Origin of the sequence: Streptomyces toyocaensis (assembly GCF_000725125.1) — a bacterium.
In the GTDB taxonomy this organism is placed as follows: domain Bacteria; phylum Actinomycetota; class Actinomycetes; order Streptomycetales; family Streptomycetaceae; genus Streptomyces; species Streptomyces toyocaensis.
In genome coordinates this window covers 25234-40650 of record NZ_JFCB01000036.1, presented here as the reverse complement: position 1 = coordinate 40650, position 15417 = coordinate 25234, and the positions used below count along the sequence as shown (strand labels likewise).

Genomic DNA, 15417 nt, shown 5'->3' with positions numbered 1-15417 from the left:
GGCGCCCAGAACCTGCGACCGGAGGAGTGCAGTGGCAGCCAACGACCGGGCAACGGCTCCCGGAAAGTCCGGCGGGAGTGCCGGTTCCGAGGGCCTGATGCGCGCCTCGCTGAGCGCCGTGGCACCGGGCACCAGCCTGCGTGACGGCCTGGAGCGCGTGCTCCGCGGCAACACCGGCGGGCTCATCGTGCTCGGATTCGACAAGACGGTCGAGGCGCTGTGCAGCGGCGGCTTCGTGCTGGACGTCGAGTTCACCGCGACCCGGCTGCGCGAACTGTGCAAGCTGGACGGCGGAATCGTCCTGTCGTCCGACCTGTCCAAGATCCTGCGGGCGGGCGTGCAGCTCGTGCCGGACCCCACCATCCCCACCGAGGAGACCGGCACCCGGCACCGCACCGCCGACCGCGTCTCCAAGCAGGTCGGCTTCCCCGTCGTCTCGGTGTCGCAGTCGATGCGCCTGATCGCGCTGTACGTCGACGGCCACCGTCGCGTCCTGGAGGACTCGGCGGCGATCCTGTCCCGCGCCAACCAGGCCCTGGCCACCCTGGAGCGTTACAAGCTCCGCCTCGACGAGGTGGCCGGCACGCTGTCGGCGCTGGAGATCGAGGACCTGGTGACCGTCCGGGACGTCTCGGCGGTCGCGCAGCGACTGGAGATGGTGCGCCGCATCGCCACCGAAATCGCCGAGTACGTGGTGGAACTGGGCACCGACGGGCGTCTCCTCGCCCTCCAGCTCGACGAGTTGATCGCCGGCGTGGAGCCGGAACGCGAACTGGTCGTGCGGGACTACGTGCCCGAGCCCACCGCCAAGCGCTCCCGCACCGTCGACGAGGCCCTGCACGAGCTGAACGTGCTCACCCACGCCGAGCTGCTGGAGCTGTCGACCGTGGCGCGCGCCCTCGGTTACACCGGTTCCCCGGAGACCCTGGACTCGGCGGTCTCGCCCCGCGGCTTCCGGCTGCTGGCCAAGGTGCCGAGGCTGCCCGGCGCGATCATCGACCGTCTGGTGGAGCACTTCGGCGGCCTGCAGAAGCTGCTGGCCGCCAGCGTGGACGATCTGCAGACGGTGGACGGCGTCGGCGAGGCGCGGGCACGGAGCGTCCGCGAGGGCCTGTCGAGGCTGGCGGAGAGCTCGATCCTCGAGCGGTACGTGTAGGCACCCCCGTTGCCGGTGCCGGTGCCGGCCAGGGGTGCGTCGCGCGTGCCCGCGCAGGTCCCGTACCGGCTCAGGCGCGACTGCCCGCGGCCGGCTCAGTCCGCCTCCAGCACGAACGACGTCCGCGCCTTCTCGAATCCCGGTGCCTTCGCCTCCACCAGGTACGTGCCCGGCTTCGCCGCGCCCGCCTTCGGCGTCGCGCACTCCGGCGCGCTCGCCTTGCGGTCCCACTTCACCGTGTAGGTGATGCCGTCCTTCGCCGGCACCCGGAACACCAGGCTCCGGGCCCCCTTCGGACAGTCCTCCGACGCCCAGAACGCGTCGTCGCCGCTCGCCTCGGTCACCGTCAACACCGCGCTGTCCGGCCCGAGATCGATCCTGCAGTCACTGCCCGAGGTGTTCCGCACCGTCAGCAGGAACGTCGGCGTCTGCCCCGGCTCGTAGGCGTTGCGGGCACTGCGCAGGCTGAACGTCACGTTCTTCGCGGTGCAATCGGGAAGCCCCGACCCGGACCCGGCCGGCAGCGCGTCCGCCGCGCCGACCCCGGCCGACGTACCGCCCTCGGAACCACCACCGGCGCTGCCGCCCGCTCCGCCGGTGCCACCGGAGTCGGCGGGGTCGCCGCCCGCGCCGTCGTCCCCCGCGCCGGAGGACGAACCACCGGAACCGCCGGAACCGCCCGAGTCGGTCCCCCCGTCCCCCGACTCGTCGCGTCCGCCCGGCGCCTGACTGATCGCCGGTCCCGAACCCGAGGGCCCCGGCGTGATGGACGGTGCGGGATTCTTGCCGTTGGCCCCGTTGTCACCGCCGTCGCCACCCCCGCCGCCGGAGACGACGACCCAGGTGACCAACAACGCCGACAGGGCCAGCACGGACAGCAGTACGGCCCTCCTTCGCCAGTAGATGGAGGAGGGAAGCGGCCCGACCGGATTGCGCAGAGATCCCACGGCGCAAACCTTACGAGAGATCGGCGCGTTCGCCCGTCCCACCCGCCGCTCGGGCAACAACTTTTCAGGATCATCATCCCGGAACCCGCCCTGCTCCCCTCGACGTTCGTCAGGTACGGCACCCGACGATCGCGGGGTGTGACCGTTCCGGCATCTCACCTACGGTCCGTGACCATGGACTTCACGGACAGCGGGCTCTACCGCGACATCACCGACTTCGCCCGGGACACCCCGGTGTGGGTGCGGCACACGGCCGAGATCGGGACGGAAGCCGGACTGCTGGTCTTCGTCGCCCTGTTCGTGGCCGGCTGGTGGCGGGCCCGGCGCGCGCACACCCGGGCGTTCGCGATCGCGGCCCTTGCACCTCTGGCCACGGCAGCGGCGTACGTGTGCAGCGAGGCGCTCAAGTCCCTCGTGACGGAGGAACGTCCGTGCCGTGCGGTCGCCGGCGCCGCCCCGTCGCTCGCGGAGTGCCCGCCGCACGGCGACTGGTCGTTCCCGAGCAACCACGCCACCATCGCGGGCGCCTCGGCCCTCACCCTGGTCCTGGTCCGTCGCGCGCTGGTCTGGCTGACGGTTCCGCTGGCACTGCTCATGGCCTTCTCCCGGGTGTTCGTCGGCGTGCACTACCCGCACGACGTGGCGGCCGGGCTCCTGCTCGGCACGGTCGTCGCCCTCGTCGCCGTGCGCCTCGCGCTGCGCCCGGCACTCCGGCTCACCGGGGCGTTGCGCGCCTCGCCGGCGCCCGCCGCGCGGTGGCTCACCGGGCCGGGGCCGCGGCCCGCGACCCGCCCGGGCCCGACGTACGCCACCCACCGGCGCCGCTGAGCGCGATCAGGCGGCCGCCACCAGGCCCGCCTCGTACGCGACGATCGCCGCCTGTACCCGATTGCGCACGCCGAGCCGGTCGAGGACGGCGCTGACGTACGCCTTCACCGTGCCCTCGACGAGATGGAGCCGGGCGGCGATCTCCGGATTGGACAGGCCCGCCCCGACCAGGCCGAGCACCTCGCGTTCCCGCGGGCTCAGCACCGCCACGCGCGCCTGCGCCTCGGCCTCCCGGGCGAGGCGCCCGCCGCCGTCGGCACCGCCGAGGCCCTCGATGACGTACCGGGCCACCTTGGGCGACAGGAAGGCGGCGCCGCCCGCCACCGCCCGCACCCCGGCGATGAGTTCGTACGGATCGCCGGACTTCAGCAGGAAGCCGGTGACGCCGCCGCCCAGGGCGCGGGCCACGTAGGCGCGTTCCGAGAAGGTGGTGAGCATCGCGACGGCCGTGCCGGGGACGGTGCGGACGATCTCCTCGGCCGCCGCGAGACCGTCCAGGCGGGGCATGCGGATGTCGAGCAGCGCCACGTCGGGGCGGTGCGCCCGGGCCAGCTCGACGGCCTCGCGCCCGTCCCCCGCCTCGGCGACGACCTCCGTCTCCCCGCCGCTCCCCAGGATGGCGCCCACCCCGGCGCGCACCATCGCCTCGTCGTCGGCCAGCAGGACCCGGATCATCGTGCGAACTCCTCGTACTCCTCGCGGCCTTCGCCGGGCAGGCCGACGCGCGGGATCACGTTCTTGGCGGCGAGGCGGCCCTCGGCGTCGAAGCACAGCCGGAAGTGGTCGACGGAGACGAACAGCTCGCCGCTCGCGCGGTAGTAGCGGCAGTCGGTGCCCTCGGGCGGCGCGGGGGCGCGGTCCGACGGAGGGTCCTGGATGTGCCGGTCCGGCAGCACGTCCGCGACCTCCTCGGCCGGTGTGCCCGGGCGCAGTCCGGCGTACGCGGCCGGTTCCAGCACCGAGTGCGTCTCGGTGTACGCGTACCAGCCGATGCCCGAACCCACCAGGACGACGCCCGCGCAGGCGGCCGCACCGATCCCGGCTGCGACACGGCGCCGGGCCCGGGTGAAGGGCGCGGAGGGCGGACGCGGCCCCGCGGACGGGGCCGCCAGCGCGGGGACGTACGCCCTGACCCGGTACCCCTCGGCGTACGGGCCCGCCTCGAACGTGCCGCCGACCGCGGTGACCGCGGCGCGCAGCCCGAGCAGACCCGAGCCACCCCCGGAGGCCGGGCAACTGGGCTCGCCGGGGCGTCCGTTGGTGATCGTGACGGTCACTCCCCGTACGTCGTGCCCCGTCATCCCCACGACGACGGGGGCGCCCGGTGCGTGGCGTGCCGCGTTGGTCAGCGCCTCCCGGGTCACCCGGTGCAGCAGCCGCTCGGCGACCCCGCCGGGTGCCGGCGTCTTCCGCGCGCCGGTCTCCCAGCGCACCGGAAGCCCGGACTCGGCCGCGCGGGCGACGAGTTGCTCGACGTTCTCCCCGGCCGGGGCGAGCGGCACGGGTTCGTCGTCCTCCTCCCGCAGGACGCCGATGATGCGGTGCAGCCGGTCCGTGGCGTCGGCGGCCGCGGCGCGCAGGTCGGCCGCGGCGGTGCGGTGATGGCCGGGGAGGTCGGGTGCGACCTGGAGCGCGGCGGCGCGCAGGGCGATCAGGCTCAGCTCGTGGCCCAGGGAGTCGTGCATGTCCTGGGCGATCCTGGCCCGTTCGCGCAGCCGGGCACGTTCCTCGGTGAGGCGCTGTTCCTCTTCCAGCCGGGCGGCTCGCAGCCAGCCCGCCGCGGTGAGCTCGCGGCTCTGCCGCCAGTAGCGCCCGCCGAGCCAGGGGAAGACGCAACCGAAGAGGAGGGTGCCGGTCAGGACCAGCCACTGGGGAACGGGGTCGAGTCCCACGAACGCGATCTTCACGGTGCCGGCGCAGCCGACGGCGCCGAGGCAGAGCACCGCGGGAGTGGTGCGGCCCGCGCGCAGGCCGAGCAGCAGGGCGAACACGCCGAGCGCCGGGCCGTACGAGAGGCTGAACAGTGCGGGGGCCGTGGCGAGACCCAGCGCGGCCGTCAGCCCGAAGGCGGTCAGGGGCCGGCGCCGGGCCACGGCGGTGGCGGCGGCGAGCACGGCCAGTCCGGCGAGGTGCTGCGGGAGCGGACGGGGCTCGTTCAGGCCGAGCCGGTCGGCGGAGACCGCCGGCAGGGCGAGGGCCGCCCAGAGCAGGCAGCCCCCGCCGAGCGCGGCGAGAGGAGCGCGTGGCATGCCTCGACGCTACTGGCGGAGGCTGTGGCGCCACTGCTGCCGATCGTCAGGTGGTCCGTCCCCCTGCGGTCCCGTGCCGACCGGGGGGTGCTCGCCGGGAGGGGGATTTCCTCGGTGAGCGGTGCTCCCGCCTGCGGCCAGTGCTCCCCCGGGAGTGCGGTGCTCTCCGGTGTGACCGATGCTCTGGCGGGCGGCCGGTGTTCTCGTTGGCGACCGGTGCTCTGGCGGGCGGCTGGTGTTCTCGTTGGCGACCGGTGCTCTCATCGACGACCGGTGCTGGGACCGGCGCCTTACGGGTCCCCGTGACCGCCCGACCGTGGCGCTCCCCCCGGAGGCGGGGCCCGGCGTGGCAGGATCGGTGCGTCATGACTGCTCCCACGAAGCCCCCGTACGGCGACGCCGCCGATTCCGCGTCCGAGCGCGCTCCCGGTGAGCCGCTGCACTCCCCCGTCATCGACTGGTTCGACGAGCACGCCCGGGATCTGCCGTGGCGGCGCCCGGAGGCCGGCGCGTGGGGAGTGATGGTCAGTGAGTTCATGCTCCAGCAGACCCCGGTGAACCGGGTCCTGCCCGTCTACGAGCAGTGGCTGGCGCGCTGGCCGCGCCCCGCCGACCTCGCCGCGGAGGCGCCCGGCGAGGCCGTCCGCGCCTGGGGCCGGCTCGGTTACCCACGCCGCGCGCTGCGGCTGCACGGCGCCGCCGTCGCCATAACGGAACGGCACGGCGGTGACGTACCGGCGGATCACGCCCAACTGCTGGCGCTGCCCGGCATCGGCGAGTACACGGCCGCCGCGGTGGCGTCGTTCGCCTACGGTCAGCGGCACGCGGTGCTGGACACGAACGTCCGCCGGGTGTTCGCCCGCGCGGTCACCGGTACCCAGTACCCGCCGAACGCCACCACCGCCGCCGAGCGCCGGCTCGCCCGGGCCCTGCTTCCGGAGGACGCCACGACCGCCGCGCGGTGGGCCGCCGCCTCCATGGAGCTGGGCGCGCTGGTGTGCACGGCGAAGAACGAGTCGTGCCACCGCTGTCCGATCGCCGCCCACTGCGCCTGGCGTCTTGCGGGCAAGCCGGCCCACGACGGTCCGCCACGCCGGGCCCAGACGTACGCGGGCACGGACCGTCAGGTCCGCGGGCGGCTGCTGGCCGTGCTGCGTGAGGCGCACGGGCCGGTCCCGCAGACCGCCCTGGACCGGGTGTGGCACGAGCCGGTGCAGCGCGCCCGCGCGCTGGACGGTCTGGTCGCCGACGGATTGGTGGAGCCCCTGCCGGGCGGTCTGTACCGGCTACCGCTGACCTGACGCGAGCCACACCGGCCCAAGGCCACCCCCTCCGCACAACGGGTGTACCGCCGCATAACCGTCCCGATCAGGCGACCGCTTCACCCCCTTCCGCCTTCCGTTACACAACCGACGGACAGCCGAGGGCTGCCCGCAAGCTGCCTCGGACAGTGCCGTGACAACGCCTCCGTACCTTCGATCGCGTGCTCGACCGGGGCACGACGACCGAGGAACACAGGCAGTGCGACCGGCCCGCGCGGGCGGGCCGAACGGGGAGCGGAAGGCGGTACACCATGGCGCAGGGCGAGGTGCTCGAGTTCGAGGAGTACGTCCGCACCCGGCAGGACGCGCTGCTGCGCAGCGCCCGCCGCCTGGTCCCGGATCCCGTGGACGCGCAGGACCTGCTGCAGACCGCGCTCGCCCGCACGTACGGCCGCTGGGAGACCATCGAGGACAAGCGGCTGGCCGACGCCTACCTGCGCCGCGTGATGATCAACACGCGTACGGAGTGGTGGCGCGCCCGCAAGCTGGAGGAGGTGCCCACCGAGCAGCTCCCGGAGTCGTGTGTGGACGACTCCACCGAGCAGCACGCGGACCGCGCCCTGCTGATGGACGTCCTGAAGGTGCTCGCCCCGAAGCAGCGCAGCGTGGTCGTGCTGCGACACTGGGAGCAGATGTCCACGGACGAGACGGCCGCTGCCCTCGGTATGTCGGCCGGAACGGTCAAGAGCACGCTGCACCGGGCGCTCGCCCGGCTCCGCGAGGAGCTGGAGGCGCGCGATCTGGACGCACGCGCGCTGGAGCGTGAGGAGCGGGAGCGTTGCGCGGCCTGACCGGCCCGGGGTCCGCAGGGACCCGGTCCACCGCCCGGGCGGCGATCGCGGTGACGGCCGTGCTCGCCGCCGCCCTGCTGTTCACCGGCGGTTGCGGCACGGGCGGCACCGGAGCCCGGGACGAGGGCCCGGCGCACGCGGACTCGGTGGCGAGCGCGGCCGCGCCGTCGCCCTCACGGACCCCCGACCGGGTGGACGCGGTCCGCCTGGTCAAGGAGGACCCGGCGGTCTCGGCGGAGGTCAAGCGGGAGCTCAAGCCGTGCGTCGCCGACGAGTACCCCGTCGACGTGAGCTACGGGAACCTCACCGGAGGGGCCGCCGACGACGTCGTCGTCAACGTGCTCACCTGCGGGGACGCCGTCGGTGTCGGCTCGTACGTGTACCGCGGCCAGGGCGGTGCGTACGTGAACGTGTTCACCGCCGAGGAGACCCCGGTGTACGCGGAGATCGACCGCGGGGACCTCGTGGTGACCAGGCAGGTGTACGACCGCGACGACCCGGTGTCGAGTCCGTCCGGCGAGCACGTGATCACGTACCGCTGGGCCTCCGGCCGGTTCGTCGAGGAGTACCGCACGCACAACGACTACGGGCAGGTGGCCGGCGCGCAGCCGGCACCGGTGCCCGCCGGCTGAGTCATGGCGCACGGCGTGAACCGGCGGGAGGGTCCCGTCCGACGAAGGGGTGAACCCCGCGCGCCGCTCACGCGTCCGTCCGGTGGGGCGAGGAAACCGCACCGGACGGAGCGGAAGGGCCGCGTCCGTACCGATCCGAGATCACACGAGGACAGAGAGCACCGGGATGGCAGACCAGACCCACGTCCTGTTCGTCGAGGACGACGACGTCATCCGCGAGGCCACCCAGCTCGCCCTGGAGCGGGACGGTTTCGCGGTCACGGCGAAGCCCGACGGGCTGTCGGGCCTGGAGGCGTTCCGGGCCGACCGGCCGGACATCGCGCTCCTCGACGTCATGGTGCCCGGGCTCGACGGGGTCAGCCTGTGCCGGCGCATCCGGGACGAGTCGATGGTCCCGGTGATCATGCTGTCCGCGCGGGCCGACGCCATCGACGTGGTGCTGGGTCTGGAGGCGGGCGCCGACGACTACGTGACCAAGCCGTTCGACGGCGCCGTCCTGGTGGCCCGTATCCGGGCGGTGCTGCGGCGCTTCGGGCGGGCGGGCAACGGCCGGGAGGGGCAGGACGCCCCGGACACCGGGGGCCTGCTCGCCTTCGGCGAGCTGGAGATCGACACGGAGGGCATGGAGGTGCGCAGGGCCGGGGAGCCGGTGGCGCTGACGCCGACCGAGATGCGGCTCCTGCTGGAGTTCTCCGCGGCGCCGGGCACCGTGCTTTCCCGCGACAAGCTGCTCGAACGGGTGTGGGAGTACGGCTGGGGCGGTGACACCCGGGTGGTGGACGTCCATGTGCAGCGGCTGCGTACGAAGATCGGCCAGGACCGTATCGAGACGGTCCGCGGTTTCGGCTACAAGTTGAAGGCCTGAGCGAGCGCATGTGGGGGTACTTCCGGCGCCTGGTGGCGGCGTGCGTCGACCGGGCGGGCATCGGGGCGGGTCTGAGGTGGAAGCTCAGTGCGGCCATCGCGCTGGTCGGGGCGCTGGTGGCGGTCGCGCTGAGCCTGGTGGTGCACAACGCGGCGCGGGTGTCGATGCTGGACAACGCGCGCGACCTCGCCGACGAGCGCATCATGATCGCCCAGCGCAACTACGAGATGTCCGGTCGGCTGAACTTCCCCAACACCAAGATCGACGATCCGCGGCTGCCGAAGGAACTGCGGGAGAAGGCCGAGGCGGGGCGGCGGGCGACCTATGTCGCCGACCGGAGCGGGGCGCCGGACATCTGGGCGGCCGTACCGCTGAAGAACGGGCACGTGATGTCCCTGCACTCCGGGTTCACCGACCGCAGCTCGGACATCCTCAAGGACCTGGACCAGGCCCTGGTGATCGGTTCCATCGCGGTCGTGCTGGGTGGCAGCGCGCTCGGGGTGCTCATCGGCGGGCATCTGTCGCAGCGGCTGCGCAAGGCGGCCACCGCCGCCAACCGGGTCGCCAAGGGCGAGACGGACGTCCGGGTGCGGGAGGCCATCGGCGGCGTCGTCCGGGACGAGACCGACGATCTGGCCAGCGCGGTGGACGCCATGGCGGACGCGCTGCGGCAGCGGCTGGAGGCCGAGCGCCGGGTCACCGCCGACATCGCGCACGAGCTGCGCACGCCGGTGACCGGCCTGCTCACCGCGGCCGAGCTGCTGCCGCCGGGCCGGCCGACGGAGCTGGTGCTGGACCGGGCGAAGGCGATGCGCACCCTCGTGGAGGACGTCCTGGAGGTGGCCCGGCTGGACAGCGCCTCCGAACGGGCCGAGCTGCAGGACATCCTGCTCGGGGAGTTCGTGGCCCGGCGGGTCGCGGCGAAGGACCCGGACGTCACGGTGCACGTGGTGCACGAGTCGGAGGTCACCACCGACCCGCGGCGTCTGGAGCGGGTGCTGTTCAACCTGCTCGCCAACGCCGCCCGGCACGGCAGGCCGCCCCTCGAGGTCACCGTCGAGGGGCGGGTCATCCGGGTCCGGGACCACGGGCCCGGCTTCCCCGAGGAACTGCTCGCCGAGGGGCCGAGCCGCTTCCGCACCGGCAGCGCCGACCGGGCCGGCCGCGGTCACGGCCTCGGCCTGACCATCGCGGCCGGTCAGGCCCGGGTGCTGGGGGCGCGGCTGACCTTCCGCAACGTACGGCCCGCCGGGGCGCCGGACGGAGTGCCGGCCGAGGGCGCGGTCGCCGTGCTGTGGCTGCCGGAGCACGCGCCGACGAACACCGGGAGCTATCCCCTTCTGACGTAGCGTGGCGCCTCAGGAGGACCAGGCCCGGTCGAGGTCGAGGCCGCCCTCGCGGCGCTGGGTGAAGGAGAACCAGTTGCCCGAGTCGTCGCGGAACAGCGCCTCGACGCCGTACGGGCGCTCCTGCGGTTCCTGGATGAACTCCACCCCGCGGTCCTTGAGCTTGGCGTAGTCACCGTGGATGTCGTCGGTGGTCAGGACGCCCGCGCCGAGTGCGCCCTTGGCCACCAGCTTCTTGATCATCTCGGCGGACTCGGGGTCCGTGCCCGAGCCGGGGACCATCAGCGTCAGCTCCACGTCGGGCTGGCCGGGTGCGCCGACGGTGAGCCAGCGCATGCCGCCCTCGCCCATCGTCATGTCGGTCCGGACCTCCAGGCCCAGTTTCTCCGTGTAGAACTCCTTCGCCCGGTCCTGGTCGAGGACCCAGACGGTGGAGATGGCGAGACCCTTGATCATGGCGTACTCCCTGTTCGCGGCCGTTTCCGCACTGCTCTGTCACCGTAGGCGGCGGTGGAGTCAGTCAGCTTCTCCGGAATTGCGCCGTACGCTCGCCCTGCCGGGGCCGGCTCTGAAACCGCCGGCCCAGAGCATGGCGTAGCAGCCGGGTATCAGGGCGGCTCCGCGGCCCACGTGCTGGACGCGGTACTCGCTCGGGGTGAGGCCGGTCCAGGTCTTGAAGCGCGCCGAGAAGGTGCCCAGGCTGCTGAAGCCGACCAGGTGGCAGATCTCCGTCACCGACAGGTCGGCGGTGCGCAGCAGGTCCTCGGCACGCTCGATCCGGCGGTGGGTGAGGTACTGGCCCGGGGTCTCGCCGTACGTCTCCTTGAAGGCGCGCAGGAAGTGGTACCGCGAGTAGCCCGCGTGCGCGGCGATCGCGGACAGGTCGAGGTCCGGGTCGGCCCAGTCCCGGTCCATCGCGTCCTTGGCCAGCCGCAACTGGCGCGCCTTGTCCATGCCTTCGATGGTGGCACGGGGGTCTGACACCGGGCTCGGCTCCGGGCCCCGGCGTACGAACAGGCTCCCGGGGGCGCGGGTGCGCCACCGGGGGCCGTCGTGCCGCCCGTCCTGCCGTTGGGAAGGGCCGTACTCCCTGCCGCTCGGGGAGTCTCAGACGGGCTCGGTCACCGGGGCACCTCCGGCGGCCTTCCCGCCCGGACCCTCGCCCTTCAGCGGGACCTCCTTCACGAACACGGCCGCGACCAGCGAGATCACCGCGATCACGGCACCCAGGAGGAATGCCGAGTGTGTGCCCGAGGACACCGCGTACTGGTAGGCCTCGCGTGCCGCTTCCGGCAGCTTCGCCAGGCTCTCCGCGTCCAGCTGGGCGGACCGCTCGGTCACCTGGGAGCCCAGCGCGCCGGCCTTCTCGGCCATGACGTCCTGGACGCGGCTGTTGAACAGCGCGCCCATGACCGCGACGCCGAAGGACGAGCCGAGGGTGCGGAACAGGGTGGTGGACGAGGACGCCACCCCCATGTCCTTCATCTCCACGCTGTTCTGCGCGACCAGCATGGTGATCTGCATCAGACAGCCCATACCGAGACCGACCACGGCCATGAAGACGCCGGAGGTGAAGCGGGAGGTGCCGGTGTCCATCGTGGACAGCAGGTACAGGCCGACGATCATCAGCGCGCTGCCGAGGACCGGGAAGACCTTGTACCGGCCGGTGCTGGTGGTCACCCGGCCCGCGACCATCGAGGTGACCAGCATCGCGCCGAGCATGGGCAGGAGCAGCAGACCGGAGTTGGTGGCCGAGGCGCCCTGCACGGACTGCTGGTACAGCGGCAGGAAGAGGGTGGCGCCGAACATCACGAAGCCGGTGATGAAGCCGATGACGGACATCAGCGTGAAGTTGCGGCTGCGGAAGATGTGCAGCGGCAGCACCGGTTCGGCGGCCCGCTTCTGCCAGAACACGAACCCGACGAGCGAGGCGACACCGAGACCGATCAGCTCCATGATCCGCGCGGAGGTCCAGGCGTACTCCGTGCCGCCCCAGGTGGTGACCAGCACGACGGCGGTGATGCCGACGGTCAGCAGGACGACCCCGAGGTAGTCGATGCCGGCCTCGGCCCGCTTCTTCGGCAGGTGCAGGACCACGCCCACGGCCGCCAGCGCCACCGCGCCGAGCGGCAGGTTGATGTAGAAGGCCCAGCGCCAGCCCCAGTTGTCGGTGATCGTGCCGCCGACCAGGGGTCCGCCGATCATCGCCAGCGCCATGACGGCGGCCATCATGCCCTGGTACTTCCCGCGCTCGCGGGGCGGGATGAGATCGCCGATGATCGCCATGACGCCGACCATCAGACCGCCGGCGCCCAGGCCCTGCACCGCGCGGAAGCCGATCAGTTCACCCATGTTCTGCGCCATGCCGCTGAGCGCGGAGCCGACCAGGAAGATGACGATGGACGTCATGAACGTGGCCTTGCGCCCGTACATGTCGCCGAGCTTGCCCCACACCGGAGTGGAGGCCGCCGTCGCGAGGGTGTAGGAGGTGACCACCCAGGACAGGTGCTCCAGGCCGCCCAGCTCACCCACGATCGTCGGCATCGCCGTGCCGATGATCATGTTGTCCAGCATGGCCAGCATCATCGCGATCATGAGTGCGAGCAGGATCACCCGCACGCTGCGCGGCTGCTTGCCGCCGTCCTTCTCGGCGACCCCCGCCACCGCTGTGTCCGCCATCCCCATCGGTTCTCACTCCCCCGGCCACTGTGGTGCGGCCACCGCTACTTACTTGCCGCCCGGCTAGTACTCGGAAGCTAGTCGCGCGACTAGCCGGGCGTCAAGTAAGTTTTTGTCAAGGGCGGGTCGAGCAGGAGGATGGGCGGCACCATGGACGGCACCAGACAGCGGCGCCGCGGGAACACCCGCCAGCGCATCCAGGACGTGGCCCTCGAACTCTTCGCCGAGCAGGGCTACGAGAAGACCTCGCTGCGCGAGATCGCCGAGCATCTGGACGTCACCAAGGCGGCTCTCTACTACCACTTCAAGACCAAGGAAGAGATCCTCGTCAGCATCTTCGAGGACCTCTCCCGGCCGGTGGAGGAGCTGATCGAGTGGGGGCGGCAGCAGCCGCACTCGCTGGAGACCAAGCAGGAGATCATCCGCCGCTACAGCGAGTCCCTGATGGGCGCCGCACCGCTGTTCCGCTTCATGCAGGAGAACCAGGCGACGGTCCGCGAGCTGCGCATCGGCGAGATGTTCAAGACCCGCATGCTCGGGCTGCGGGACATCCTCATGGACCCGGACGCCGATCTGGTCGACCAGGTGCGCTGCGTCAGTGCCCTGTTCACCATGCACGCGGGGATGCACGTCCTGCAGGACGTGGAGAGCGACCCCGAGGAGAAGCGCAAGGCCGTCCTCGAGGTCGCCACCGATCTGATCACCCAGGCCCACCGGGGCTCCGGGGCCGCCTAGGCACCGTCACGCGCCCGGGGCGCCCCCGGTCAGAGGGTGACGCCGTTGGCGCGGAGGAACTGCGCCGGGTCGACGGCGGTGCCGTAGTTCGGGCTGGTGCGGATCTCGAAGTGCAGGTGGGGTCCGCTGGAGTTGCCGGTGTTGCCGGACAGGGCGATCTTCTGGCCGGTCTTGACGATCTGGCCGGCCTTCACGTTGACCGAGGACAGGTGGGCGTACTGGGAGTACGTCTTGTTGCCGTGCTTGATCACGACGGCGTTGCCGTAGGCGGGGCCGTCGCCGGCGCCGTTGCCGCCGGCCTTGACGACGGTGCCGCCGTGGGTGGCGAGGACCGGGGTGCCGGTGGGGACGGCGTAGTCCTGGCCGGAGTGCTTGGAGGCCCACATGCCGCCGTTCTGGGCGAAGCTCGCGGACAGCTTGTAGCTCTTCACCGGCGAGACCCACGACGCCTGCTTCTTCGCCGCGGACTGCTTGGCCTGGACGGCCTTCGCGGCCGCGGCCTTCTTCGCCTCGGTGGCCTCGGCGGCCTTGGCGGCCTTGGCCTGCGCGGCATCGGCCTGCGCGGCGGCCTGCGCCTTCGCGGCCTCGGCCTGGGCGGCCACCTGCGCCTGAACGGCACCGGCGGCGCCGGATGCGGCCGTGGTGTCGACGGCGACCGCGACCCCGGCCCCCAGTGCGACCGAGGCCCCCAGGCCGGCGGCGAGCACGGCCGCGCGGGTGCGGATCAGGGACGTACGAGAGGAACGGGACGTGACGCGCTGGGACATCTCAACCTCATCAGGAAGGGAGCAGAGGAAAACCACCCGGCGCACAGGACCGCGCCGCGGTGGCCACTCAGTGGTAACCCGTCCGTCCGAAAAGCCGCAAAGGTGTGATCTACGACGTAACGTCGTACTTACGGCTTGAGATGCACGTCTCTTGACAGAGCCCCCTTACAGGGCGAAACACCCATTTCAGGCTGATCGATCAAGGGATTGCGCTGAATGTCCGATTTGCTTTCTGCCCCGTTCTCACTATTCCAGGTAGTACCGGACATAACGCCTGTGCAGCATGTCACCGGAGCATGGCGTGCGCCGCGCCAGAAATGTGGCGCAGGCCTCTAGGCACCTACCGTCCGGTAACCCTACGGTTCACCTCGCGTCACCCTCGCACACGAACATGCACACGACATGTTGGCAGCGTCACGGACGTGAGAGGACCCCCCACGACATGAGAAGCCGACACCCCCTGTTGCGCCGCGTATCGGTGACCGCCGTCTCCGCGACCGCACTGGTGGCCCTCGCCGCGCCGGCCGAGGCCACAACCCCCTCAGGCTCCCCCGCCGTCGCGACCGCGGCCCCGGCCGCCGCCGCGGACGTCGACTACGACACCTGGCAGCGGGACTGCCGGGCGGTCATGGACCAGGCCCTGCCCTATGTGAAGCAGCGGATCGCGGACACCGGGCCGGGCGAGAAGCAGGCGATCGTGCTCGACATCGACAACACGGCCCTGGAGACCGACTTCGGATTCAGCTTCCCCCAGCCGGCCAACGAGCCCGTCCTGGAGGTGGCCCGGTACGCCGAGGAACGCGGTGTCGACCTGTTCTTCGTGACCGCCCGTCCCGGCATCATCCACGCGCCCACCGAGTGGAACCTCGACCAGGCCGGCTACGAGTCCTCCGGCCTGTACGTCCGCGGCTTCCTCGACCTGTTCAAGAACGTCGCCGACTACAAGACGGCCCAGCGCGTCGCCATCGAACGGAAGGGCTACACGATCATCGCCAACATCGGCAACAGCCCCACAGACCTGTCGGGCGGCCACGCCGAGAAGACCTTCAAGCTGCCGGACTACAACGGTCAGCTCTCCTGACGCGATCCCACAACTCCCA

16 protein-coding genes are annotated in these 15417 nt (G+C 72.1%); 9 read left to right on the top strand and 7 right to left on the bottom strand.

From position 1 onward, the window contains the following. Positions 1–31 precede the first annotated feature (31 nt). Positions 32–1156: a DNA integrity scanning diadenylate cyclase DisA gene (gene disA, locus BU52_RS28460; RefSeq protein ID WP_037939840.1), complete on the top strand. Its 1125-nt coding sequence runs from the start codon at positions 32–34 to the stop codon at positions 1154–1156. Between the two features lie 95 nt (positions 1157–1251). Here disA and BU52_RS28455 read toward each other — a convergent pair whose 3' ends face one another. Further along, the gene (locus BU52_RS28455; RefSeq protein ID WP_078903489.1) at positions 1252–2103 is read right to left on the bottom strand and encodes a hypothetical protein; all 852 of its coding nucleotides are present in this window, start codon (positions 2101–2103) and stop codon (positions 1252–1254) included. 174 nt (positions 2104–2277) lie between these two features. On the opposite strand from BU52_RS28455, the gene BU52_RS28450 reads away from it, so the two are divergent. Next, positions 2278–2931: a phosphatase PAP2 family protein gene (locus BU52_RS28450; RefSeq protein ID WP_200881324.1), complete on the top strand. Its 654-nt coding sequence runs from the start codon at positions 2278–2280 to the stop codon at positions 2929–2931. A 6-nt stretch (positions 2932–2937) separates the two neighbouring features. Here the strand turns inward: BU52_RS28450 and BU52_RS28445 are convergent, their stop codons facing one another. Together BU52_RS28445 and BU52_RS28440 are read right to left on the bottom strand one after the other, a co-directional pair. Beyond that, positions 2938–3606 carry a response regulator transcription factor gene (locus tag BU52_RS28445; protein ID WP_037939836.1) on the bottom strand — a complete coding sequence of 223 codons (669 nt, stop codon included), beginning with the start codon at positions 3604–3606 and terminating at the stop codon, positions 2938–2940. Further along, positions 3603–5180 carry a sensor histidine kinase gene (locus tag BU52_RS28440; protein WP_051858671.1) on the bottom strand — a complete coding sequence of 526 codons (1578 nt, stop codon included), beginning with the start codon at positions 5178–5180 and terminating at the stop codon, positions 3603–3605. The genes BU52_RS28445 and BU52_RS28440 overlap by 4 nt, the downstream gene beginning before the upstream one ends. Positions 5181–5545: 365 nt before the next feature. On the opposite strand from BU52_RS28440, the gene BU52_RS28435 reads away from it, so the two are divergent. The 5 genes from BU52_RS28435 (at position 5546) to cseC (ending at position 10139) form a co-directional block, all read left to right on the top strand. After that, the gene (locus BU52_RS28435) at positions 5546–6481 is read left to right on the top strand and encodes an HhH-GPD family protein (protein ID WP_037939835.1); all 936 of its coding nucleotides are present in this window, start codon (positions 5546–5548) and stop codon (positions 6479–6481) included. A gap of 272 nt (positions 6482–6753) precedes the next feature. Next, positions 6754–7293 carry a SigE family RNA polymerase sigma factor gene (locus BU52_RS28430; RefSeq protein WP_037939834.1) on the top strand — a complete coding sequence of 180 codons (540 nt, stop codon included), beginning with the start codon at positions 6754–6756 and terminating at the stop codon, positions 7291–7293. Continuing rightward, on the top strand, positions 7281–7925 hold the full coding sequence (locus BU52_RS28425; protein WP_037939832.1) for a hypothetical protein: 645 nt from the start codon (positions 7281–7283) through the stop codon (positions 7923–7925). The genes BU52_RS28430 and BU52_RS28425 overlap by 13 nt, the downstream gene beginning before the upstream one ends. A gap of 166 nt (positions 7926–8091) precedes the next feature. Continuing rightward, on the top strand, positions 8092–8790 hold the full coding sequence (gene cseB / locus BU52_RS28420) for a two-component system response regulator CseB (protein ID WP_037939831.1): 699 nt from the start codon (positions 8092–8094) through the stop codon (positions 8788–8790). An 8-nt stretch (positions 8791–8798) separates the two neighbouring features. Further along, positions 8799–10139 carry a two-component system sensor histidine kinase CseC gene (gene cseC, locus BU52_RS28415; protein ID WP_037939830.1) on the top strand — a complete coding sequence of 447 codons (1341 nt, stop codon included), beginning with the start codon at positions 8799–8801 and terminating at the stop codon, positions 10137–10139. A gap of 9 nt (positions 10140–10148) precedes the next feature. Here the strand turns inward: cseC and BU52_RS28410 are convergent, their stop codons facing one another. From BU52_RS28410 to BU52_RS28400, 3 genes are all read right to left on the bottom strand, one after another. Continuing rightward, the gene (locus tag BU52_RS28410) at positions 10149–10592 is read right to left on the bottom strand and encodes a VOC family protein (protein WP_037939828.1); all 444 of its coding nucleotides are present in this window, start codon (positions 10590–10592) and stop codon (positions 10149–10151) included. Between the two features lie 60 nt (positions 10593–10652). Then, positions 10653–11090: a helix-turn-helix transcriptional regulator gene (locus tag BU52_RS28405; protein ID WP_037939827.1), complete on the bottom strand. Its 438-nt coding sequence runs from the start codon at positions 11088–11090 to the stop codon at positions 10653–10655. Positions 11091–11243: 153 nt separating this feature from the next. Beyond that, positions 11244–12815: an MDR family MFS transporter gene (locus tag BU52_RS28400; RefSeq protein ID WP_037939858.1), complete on the bottom strand. Its 1572-nt coding sequence runs from the start codon at positions 12813–12815 to the stop codon at positions 11244–11246. 138 nt (positions 12816–12953) lie between these two features. Here BU52_RS28400 and BU52_RS28395 point away from each other — a divergent pair, with 138 nt between their 5' ends. Further along, positions 12954–13550, top strand: a complete 597-nt coding sequence (locus tag BU52_RS28395; protein ID WP_200881322.1) for a TetR/AcrR family transcriptional regulator — start codon at positions 12954–12956, stop codon at positions 13548–13550. A 29-nt stretch (positions 13551–13579) separates the two neighbouring features. On the opposite strand, the gene BU52_RS28390 is transcribed toward BU52_RS28395, so the two are convergent. Further along, on the bottom strand, positions 13580–14317 hold the full coding sequence (locus BU52_RS28390) for a M23 family metallopeptidase (protein WP_037939826.1): 738 nt from the start codon (positions 14315–14317) through the stop codon (positions 13580–13582). A gap of 442 nt (positions 14318–14759) precedes the next feature. Here BU52_RS28390 and BU52_RS28385 point away from each other — a divergent pair, with 442 nt between their 5' ends. Further along, on the top strand, positions 14760–15398 hold the full coding sequence (locus BU52_RS28385; protein ID WP_037939824.1) for an HAD family acid phosphatase: 639 nt from the start codon (positions 14760–14762) through the stop codon (positions 15396–15398). Positions 15399–15417: the final 19 nt, after the last annotated feature.